Origin of the sequence: Streptomyces sp. MB09-02B, assembly GCF_033794485.1 — a bacterium.
GTDB lineage: Bacteria > Actinomycetota > Actinomycetes > Streptomycetales > Streptomycetaceae > Streptomyces.
Genome location: NZ_JARGEE010000421.1, coordinates 1 through 7342, shown reverse-complemented (window position 1 = coordinate 7342; position 7342 = coordinate 1). Strand labels below are relative to the sequence as shown.

The window sequence follows — 7342 nt, the reverse complement described above, 5'->3', positions numbered from 1 at the left end:
GGACCCAGGGGACGCAGGGGATGCAGGGGACGCAGGGGATGCAGGGGCCGTAGGGCGTGAAGGTGGTTGAAGGCCTTGAAGGTCGGCTGACCGGCTCGCGGAAGGCCCCGCGCCCCGGGCGGCGCCCCGTCGGAACGTCCTTGACTACGGATTAGGCTGGCCGGATGCAGGACGAGTACCGCACCGTCGCCCGCGCCGGAGTGCACGAGACCGAGGTCAACCGCTCCCGTTTCCTGTGCGCGCTCGCCCCGGCGGCCACCGAGCAGGAGGCGCAGGACTTCGTCGCGGCCGTCCGCAAGGAGCACGCCGACGCCTCGCACAACTGCTTCGCGTACGTCGTCGGCGCCGACGCGGCCGTCCAGAAGGCGAGCGACGACGGGGAGCCCGGCGGCACCGCCGGCGTCCCGATGCTCCAGATGCTGCTGCGACGGGACATGCGGTACGTCGTCGCCGTCGTCACCCGCTACTACGGCGGGGTCAAGCTGGGCGCGGGCGGCCTCATCAGGGCGTACGGCGGCGCCGTGGGCGAGGCGCTGGACGTGCTCGGCACCCTGACGCGCCGACGCTTCCGGCTGGCCACCGTGACAGTCGACCACCAGCGCGCCGGCAAGGTGCAGAACGACCTGCGGTCCACCGGGCGCCAGGTCCGGGACGTGCGCTACGGCGAGGCCGTCACCATCGAGATCGGGCTGCCCGACGCCGACGTGGACGCCTTCCGTGACTGGCTCGCCGACACCACCGCGGGCACCGCCGGGTTCGAACTCGGCGGGGAGGCGTACGGGGACGCCTGAGCGGTCGCTTCCTCCCGCTCGCCGTCCCGCTCGTCGCCTCTCTTTTCGAACTGGAATTCTGAGCCGTCGTCCGGCGCGGCCCGAGCCGGGGCCGCGACCACCCCGCTCTCCGCGGTCCTGCCAGCGCGAACGCCAACCGCGTCCGCTGAGGGCGGCCGTGTCCGGTTCTCTCCCGTCCGCCGTAAATGTGTGGACTGTGAGCCTCCGTCGACGGGACACTTCCGACTTCTCAACCTCCGGGAGTGTGATGGGGACATCAGATAAGCGAAAGTCGACTCCGGGCAGGAGCGCGGTCGTTCTGGCGCTGCGCCGCTACGTTCGGGAAATGCTGCGCCTACGGCGAGTGGCCCTGCCCGCGCTGCTGCTGCCGGCCGTGGGCAACATCGGCATCCGCTACGTCGCCCCCCTGCTGATCGCCAAACTGGCAGGGCAGGCCGCCGACGACGGTGGTCTCACCCTCGATGCGGCGCTGCCGTACGTGGTGGGATTCGGGGTGACACTGCTGCTCGCCGAGGCCGTGTGGCGGGTCGGGCAGCACTGCCTGAACCGGGTGGACGCCCTCGGCATGGAGCGCCTGTACGTGAGCGGTATGGACGAGCTCCTCGCCAAGGACGCCGCGTTCTTCCACGACAACTTCGCCGGCTCTTTGACCAAACGGGTGCTGAGCTTCGGCAAGCGCTTCGAGGACTTCGTCGACACGCTGACCTACCGGATCGTGGGCAGTGTCGTCCCGCTGCTGTTCGGGGCCGTGGTGCTGTGGACCTACGAACCGATGCTCGTCGTCGGCCTCCTGGTGATGATCGCGGTGACCGTGGTGGCCGCGACACCGCTGATCCGCCGTCGGCAGCGGCTCGTCAACGACCGTGAGGCGGCCGTCGCCCGGGTCTCCGGCCACGTCGCCGACAGCCTCGTGAACATGGAGACCATCCGGGCGTTCGCGGCCGAGCGGCGGGAGGCCGAGGAGCACCGCAGCCGTGTCGCCGACTCCCGGCGCCTGACGCTGCGGTCGTGGGACTACGGCAATCTCCGCGTCGACACCCTGATCGCCCCCATGTCCGTACTGACCAACGTGCTGGGGCTGTTGCTCGCCATCGTCTTCGGAGGCTCGGGCCAGGGAGTGGAGGAGGTCGTCGTCGCCTTCACCTACTACTCCAACGCGACCCAGATCATGTTCGAGTTCAACCAGATCTACCGGCGGCTGGAAAGCTCGATGACCGAGGCCGCGCAGTTCACCGAGCTGCTGCTGGACCCGCCCACGGTGCTCGACCCCCCGGAGCCCGAACCGCTCGCACCGCGCGACACCGGCGTCCGCTTCGAGACGGTGACCTTCGCCCACGCGGGCGTGAAGCCGATCTTCCAGGGACTCGACCTGGACGTGCCCGCGGGCGCGCGGATCGGACTGGTCGGCAGGTCAGGCGGCGGCAAGACCACGCTCACCCGGCTCCTGCTGCGGATGTCGGACATCGACGACGGCCGCATCCTCATCGGTGGGCAGGACATCAGCCGCATGCGCCAGGCCGACCTGCGCTCACTGATCGCCTACGTCCCGCAGGAACCCGCCATGTTCCACCGCAGCCTGCGGGACAACATCGCCTTCGCCCGGCCCGGCGTCACCGACAAGGAGATCCACGCCGCGGCCGAGGCCGCGCACGTCACGGAGTTCGTCGGCCAACTGCCCGACGGCTTCGAAACGCTGGTGGGGGAGCGGGGAGTGAAACTCTCGGGCGGCCAGCGCCAGCGCGTCGCCCTCGCCAGGGCCATCCTGCGCGACGCCCCGGTCCTGCTCCTCGACGAGGCGACCAGCGCGCTGGACTCCGAGAGCGAGATCCTCGTCCAGGACGCCCTGTGGAGGTTGATGGACGGACGGACCGCCCTCGTGGTCGCCCACCGTCTGAGCACCGTCGCCGGCATGGACCGTCTCGTGGTCCTCGACCGCGGGAACGTCGTCGAGCAGGGCTCGCACGAGGAACTGCTCACGGCGAACGGTGCCTACGCCAAGCTGTGGCAGCACCAGTCGGGCGGCTTCCTCGGCGAGAGCGCCGAGGCGGACCTCGCGGGACCGGCCCCGGGAGCCGGCCTCGACGCACTGCCGGCCCCGGCCGGCCCGGCACCGGCGACGTGACCGCGTAACGCCGACCGGGAGCCCCGCCCGCCCCGGCGGGGCTCCGCGGCATCCTGCGACCGCCGGACCGCCGGACCGCCGGACCGCCGGACCGCCGGACCGCCGGACCGCCGGACCGCCGGACCGCCGGACCGCGGGTGGAGGCCCGTGCCGGAGCAGGGGCCGACAGGCGTTAGCGTGGTCGGTGCGAAAGCGGGGGTCGCACCGGTCCGGTGCCGGGGCCACGGGTGACAGAGGGGGACGCATGCAGGTCGGAGCAGTTTCTTGAGAATTCTGCACACATCCGACTGGCATCTCGGCCGGTCGTTCCACCGGGTGAACATGCTCGGCGCGCAGGCCGAGTTCATCGGTCGTCTCGTGGCGACCGTGCGAGAGCGCGACGTCGACGCGGTGGTCGTGGCGGGGGACGTGTACGACCGGGCGGTGCCGCCGCTGGCCGCGGTCGAGCTCTTCGACGACGCCCTGCACCGCCTGGCCGAGCTGGACGTGCCCTCGGTGATGATCTCCGGGAACCACGACTCGGCGCGACGGCTCGGTGTCGCGGCGGGCCTCATCGGCCGGGCCGGCATCCATCTGCGGACATCGGCCTCGGCCGCCGGCACCCCCGTGACGTTTTCGGACGCCCACGGCGACGTCGCCTTCTACGGGTTGCCCTACCTCGAACCCGCCCTCGTGAAGGACGAGTTCGGCGTCGAGAAGGCCGGTCACGAAGCGGTGCTCGCCGCTGCCATGGACCGCGTCCGGGCCGACCTGGCGACCCGGTCGGCGGGCACCCGTTCCGTGGTCCTGGCCCATGCCTTCGTCACCGGCGGCGAGCCCAGCGACAGCGAACGCGACATCTCCGTCGGCGGCGTCTCCGCCGTGCCCGCAGGCGTCTTCGACGGCGTCGACTACGTGGCGCTGGGGCATCTGCACGGCAGCCAGATCCTCACCGACCGGGTGCGCTACTCCGGTTCCCCGCTGCCGTACTCCTTCTCCGAGACCGACCACCGCAAGAGCATGTGGCTGGTGGACCTCGGCGCCGACGGTTCGATCGACGCCGAGCGGATCGACTGCCCCGTGCCCCGTCCCCTCGCCCGGATCCGGGGGCGGCTGGACGACCTGCTCGCCGACCCGGACCTGGCCCGGCACGAGGAGGCGTGGGTCGAGGCCACCCTCACCGACCCCGTCCGGCCAGCCGAGCCCATGGCCCGGCTCTGCGCACGCTTCCCGCACACGCTCAGCCTCGTCTTCGACCCCGAACGGGCCCCCGGCGACCCGGACGTCTCCTACGCCCGCCGCCTCGCCGGCCGGGACGACCAGGAGATCGCCGAGGACTTCGTGGCCCATGTCCGCGGCACCGGCCCCGACGAACACGAACGGACCGTGCTCAGGGACGCGTTCGACGCCGTACGGGCCGACGAGACCGTCCGGGAGGTCGCCCGATGAGACTCCACCGGCTAGACATCGCCGCCTTCGGCCCCTTCGGCGGCACCGAGTCCGTCGACTTCGACGACCTCTCGGCCGCCGGCCTCTTCCTGCTGCACGGCCCGACCGGCGCCGGCAAGACCTCGGTCCTGGACGCCGTCTGCTACGCGCTGTACGGCGCGGTGCCGGGGGCCCGGCAGAGCGGCCAGGGCATGAACCTGCGCAGCGACCACGCGGCACCCACGACCCGCACCGAGGTCCGCCTCGAACTCACCGTCGCCGGACGCCGGTTGGAGATCACCCGGCAGCCCCCGTGGGAGCGCCCCAAGAAACGCGGCACGGGCACCACCGTCGAGAAGGCGCAGAGCTGGCTGCGCGAGTACGACGCGGCCGCCGGCTCCTGGAAGGACCTCAGCCGCTCCCACCAGGAGATCGGCGAGGAGATCACCCAGGTCCTGGGGATGAGCCGGGAACAGTTCTGCCAGGTCGTGCTGTTGCCGCAGGGCGACTTCGCGCGGTTCCTGCGCGCCGACGCCGAGGCGCGCGGGCGGCTCCTCGGCCGCCTCTTCGACACCCACCACTTCGCCGCCGTCGAGAAGCGGCTCGCCGACCGCCGCCGGGAGACCGAGGCCAGGGTGCGCGAGGGCGACGCGGCACTGCTCGCCGACGCCCACCGGATGCAGCAGGCGGCGGGGGACGCCCCGGACCTGCCCGAGCTGTCACCCGGGGACCCCGGTCTCGCCGACGCCGTCCTCGCCTGGGCCGCCGTGGCACGCGCCACCGCCCGGGAACGGCTCACCATCGCCCACTGCGCGCGGGCGGCGGTGGAGTCGGTACGGGCCGCGGCCGACCGCGTCCTTGACGACGTACGCGAAGTGGCGCGGCTGCAACGGCGGTTCGCGGAGGCCCGGGAGCGTGCCGCACGGCTGGAGGAGCGGGCGGACGCCCACCGGGAGGACCGGGTGCGGATGGAACGGGGCCGCAAGGCGGAGGCCGTGGCCCCGGCACTGGAGCTGCGGGACGCGGCCGAGGCCGAGCACCGGTGGGCGAGGGCGGAGGAGGAGGACGCCCGAGCACGCCTGTCGGGGGAGTACGCCGACGCGGGTGCCGCCGGACTCGCCGCCGCCGCCCGCAGGGCCTCGGAGGAGCTCGGGGCGCTGGAGTCGGCCCGGCGCGCCGAGCGCCGGCTCGCCGCACTCCTCGCCGAGCAGGCCGAGTTGGACGGTGAGGAGCGGGCGGACGAGGGGGTTCTGCAGGACGCCGAGGGCTGGCTCGCCGAGTGGGAGACCACCCGGGCCGGGCTGCAGAGCCGTATCGAGTCCGCGCAGGAGGCCGCCGCCCGCGCCGAACAGCTCGCCGTGCGGCGGGACCCCGCCGAGCAGCGGCTCGCCGCCGCCCGGCAGCGCGACCAGCTAGGCCGCGACACCGACGCGGCCCAGGCCCGGGTGCTCCGGCTGGCCGAGCGGGCGTCCGAGGCCCGCACCCACTGGCTGGACCTCAAGGAGCAGCGGCTGTCGGGGATCGCGGCGGAGCTCGCCGCCGGACTCGTCGAGGGGCGGCCGTGCGCCGTCTGCGGAGGCACCGAACACCCCGAACCCGCCCGGAAGGTCGCAGGGCATGTGGACCGGGAGGCGGAGGAGGCGGCACTCGCCGCGTTCCAGCGGGCCGACGAGGAGCGGGCCGACGCCGAGCGGCAACTGGGCCTGGCGCAGCGGGCGTTGGCCGCCGCGAGCGCCGAGGCCGGGGACACCCCGACCGAGCGGCTCGCGGCGACGGTGGCGGAACTGGAGCGGGAGCACATGGAGGCCCGGCGGCGGGCCGTCGACCTCCACCCCGCGCAGGAGGCGCTGCTCCACGCCGAACAGGAGCGCGACCGGCGGGCCGCCGCACGACAGGAGGCGGCGGTCAGGGCCGCCTCCCGCGACACCCGGCGCGACACGCTGGAGCGGGAACGGGCCACGCTGGAGGCCGAGTTGACGCGCGCCCGGGGCGACGCCGAGAGCGTGGCCGAGCTGGCCGGGCGGCTGGAGGCGCGGGCCGCGAAACTCGGCGTGGCCGCCGAGGCCGCCCGGGTGGCCGACGACACCGCGCAACGCCTGAAGGACGCCGACGCGCGCCTCGCCGACGCGGCCTTCCGCGCCGGGTTCGACACCCCCCGGGACGCGGCCGCCGCCGTGCTCGACGCCGCCGCCCACCGGGAACTGCAACACCGCCTCGACGCCTGGCAGTCGGAGGAGGCGGCCGTACGGGCCGTCCTCGCCGAGGCCGAGACGACGGCCGCGGGCGGGCAGCCGCCCGCCGACCTCGAGGCCGCCGAGCGGGAGGCCGAAGCCGCCGCCCGGCGGCTCCAGGACACCGTCTCCGCCTGGGACGCCGCCGAGCGGCGCCGCACCGAACTCGACCGGCTGTCCGCGCGGGCCACCGCCGCCGTGCGCGGGCTGGCACCGCTGCGCGAGGAGTACGACCGGGTCGCCCGGATGGCGGGGCTCGCGGCCGGTACCTCCGCCGACAACGAACGCCGGATGCGCCTGGAGGCGTACGTCCTCGCCGCCCGTCTGGAACAGGTCGCGGCCGCCGCGACCGTACGGCTCCAGCGGATGTCCTCCGGCCGCTACACCCTCGTCCACTCCGACGACCGGGCCGGACGCGGTCGCAGTGGCCTCGGGCTGCATGTCGTCGACGCCTGGACGGGGCGGGAGCGGGACACGGCCACGCTCTCCGGCGGCGAGACGTTCTTCGCCTCGCTCGCGCTCGCCCTGGGCCTGGCCGACGTCGTCACCGACGAGGTGGGCGGCGTACGGCTCGACACCCTCTTCATCGACGAGGGGTTCGGCAGCCTGGACGACCAGACCCTCGACGAGGTCCTCGACGTCCTCGACGCCCTGCGCGAACGCGACCGCAGCGTCGGCATCGTCAGCCACGTCGCCGATCTGCGCAGGCGCGTCCACGCGCAGCTGGAGGTCGTGAAGGAACGGACGGGGTCGGTCGTGCGGCAGCGGGGTCAGTGATCCGGCGGGTGGGG

4 protein-coding genes are annotated in these 7342 nt (G+C 73.9%); all 4 read left to right on the top strand.

The annotated features are described in order from the left end of the window. Positions 1-164 precede the first annotated feature (164 nt). Entirely contained in the window at positions 165-791 is a 627-nt protein-coding gene (locus P1P70_RS36650; RefSeq protein WP_319245478.1) for a YigZ family protein, read from the top strand. Between the two features lie 247 nt (positions 792-1038). Continuing rightward, entirely contained in the window at positions 1039-2913 is a 1875-nt protein-coding gene (locus P1P70_RS36645; protein WP_319245477.1) for an ABC transporter ATP-binding protein, read from the top strand. Positions 2914-3177: 264 nt separating this feature from the next. Continuing rightward, complete coding sequence (locus tag P1P70_RS36640; protein ID WP_319245475.1) at positions 3178-4341, top strand: exonuclease SbcCD subunit D; 1164 nt, start codon at positions 3178-3180, stop codon at positions 4339-4341. Continuing rightward, on the top strand, positions 4338-7328 hold the full coding sequence (locus P1P70_RS36635; RefSeq protein WP_319245473.1) for an SMC family ATPase: 2991 nt from the start codon (positions 4338-4340) through the stop codon (positions 7326-7328). Before P1P70_RS36640 ends, P1P70_RS36635 begins: the two co-directional genes overlap by 4 nt. Positions 7329-7342: the final 14 nt, after the last annotated feature.

What these genes read in the sequence shown, in the direction of transcription:
- P1P70_RS36650 (WP_319245478.1), top strand. Translation starts at nt 165, where the DNA reads ATGCAGGACGAGTACCGCACCGTCGCCCGCGCCGGAGTGCACGAGACC.
- P1P70_RS36645 (WP_319245477.1), top strand. Translation starts at nt 1,039, where the DNA reads ATGGGGACATCAGATAAGCGAAAGTCGACTCCGGGCAGGAGCGCGGTC.
- P1P70_RS36635 (WP_319245473.1), top strand. Translation starts at nt 4,338, where the DNA reads ATGAGACTCCACCGGCTAGACATCGCCGCCTTCGGCCCCTTCGGCGGC.